Origin of the sequence: Chitinophaga sp. (assembly GCF_035564935.1) — a bacterium.
Taxonomy (GTDB): Bacteria; Bacteroidota; Bacteroidia; order Chitinophagales; family Chitinophagaceae; genus Chitinophaga.
This window is the reverse complement of record NZ_DATMTE010000256.1, coordinates 1-1,820: the sequence shown is the minus strand read 5'-3', so window position 1 is coordinate 1,820 and position 1,820 is coordinate 1. Positions and strand designations below refer to the sequence as shown.

Genomic DNA, 1,820 nt, shown 5'->3' with positions numbered 1-1,820 from the left:
TCCCTGCTGATTGGTATGGTAAGTGGCATCATGTGGCAGGCGTGTGTGATGGCAAAAACCTGTACCTGTACATAGATGGAACGTTAAAAGAACGCTTAGCCGTAGCACCCGATGTAAGCCTAGCCAACAACAATAGATGGCAGTTAGGACAGAACGAAGAATTCCCTGGCGAGCGGATTTACCAGGGATTAGCGAAGAACGTAATGGTCTTTGCCGAAAGCCTATCTTCAGCTGAAATAGCGCAAATCGCTGATGGTGAAAGGCATGATTAAGGAATATTTCAATCCTTAATCATGCCCATAAATTCCGGCAAATATTTTTCATACACACCACGAGGTGTGGTCTGATGCTGTTTAGCCACAAAAGCAGCCATTCCCACCACCTCTCCCATCATCCCGCAGGTACGCATCACACGCGTACTTCCAAAGGCTACGTGTGTGGTACTGATATCTCTGCCTGCCATAAACAGGTTACTCACGTTTCGTGAATATAAGCATCTATAAGGGATGGTATAGGGTGCTACGCGAATATGTTTGGTGCCAGCAAAAAATTCTTCATCAGGAAAATAGAGACTATTTTTCTTATCTGGAAAATGAAGATCGATGGTCCATGTAGCCGTCACAGTTGCATCCGGATACACTTTACCTTCCTGCACATCCATCTGGGTCAGGATATGATCGCCCAATAAGCGCCTCGACTCCCGTTTTCCACCAATATAAGCAACCCATGCCAACTCCCTTTTATCATATTTTTCGGGTTTATTATTTTTTAGATATGACCAGTTGCCGTATACCGCCCGAAGATTATGGTCTCTTATCTGCTCGGCTTCGGTAATTGTATTAAAATTGCCGAAACCTGTTTCCCACTGCCAATCTGACTGTTCTTCATCAATATGGTACTCCTCCGAAAAAGTGAGTGCCCAAGGTGTTTCAGGGAATGCCGTTACGCTATCAACAGGTAAAGATGCCCATAAATTGGAAGTGCCCAAGGTAAAATCGTCTGCTTGATCGGCGGCCAAGGACTCGCCTGTTTCCTGTTTACTTTCCCGTCCCATACGAAAATCTGCACCAGCCAAAAAACCGAGGGTACCATCCCCCGTGCAATCCGCGAAATATTTAGCGGTGAACCTTCTTTCCTGATTTGTCTCAATATCACGGCCAATGACTGCCTTAATGGTGTTATTTGCCGTCTCCGCCTGGTACACATGGGTATTAACAAACAGCGAAAGATTCTTTTCCGCCTTTACAATGGCAAATTTACGCGCATCACCATATTCTTTGGCATTCGGATTACCATTACCTGGGTCACCATTATCCAATTCGCGAACAATCCTTCCCAACTTTGGATAGTAACTCTTATCCAGATCGCCCATAAGATGCACACGCACTTCTGAGCTATTGTTCCCACCAAGCAATGGCCTATCCTGAATGAGTGCCACTTTCAAGCCCAAACGGGCAGCAGATATCGCCGCACACGTTCCCGCTACACCGCCACCCACCACCACAAGGTCGAAATCGCCCATTTCTTTCAACCCCGCACGCAGGCCCAATAGTTTATTACGTAGACCATCTAAGGCCGCTAGCTCATTTGGAGGTTCTGTATTGCTTCCACGACTGAACAAGATAGCATCTATGCGGCCATTAAAGCCTGTTAAGTCTTGCAGCACCAACTCAACCGAATCCTTTTCAACTCTTATCTCCCCGCCATTGTACCACTTCCAGGCTCCGTCGCCACTTTCTCCAAAAGTGGGCGCTAAGGCCTGGCCATCCACATGCAGCTTAAACTTACCGGGTCCTACCGGGTAAGGTGCCCAATCTTTT

2 protein-coding genes are annotated in these 1,820 nt (G+C 46.9%); one reads left to right on the top strand and one right to left on the bottom strand.

The genetic code is table 11. The annotated features are described in order from the left end of the window. Nucleotides 1-272, top strand: a 272-nt coding sequence (locus VN105_RS06740) for a LamG-like jellyroll fold domain-containing protein (protein WP_325639179.1), incomplete at its 5' end; no start/stop codon positions are given. 8 nt (nt 273-280) lie between these two features. Here the strand turns inward: VN105_RS06740 and VN105_RS06735 are convergent. Next, a partial coding sequence (locus VN105_RS06735) for an FAD-dependent oxidoreductase (RefSeq protein WP_325639177.1) occupies nt 281-1,820 on the bottom strand: 1,540 nt, incomplete at its 5' end.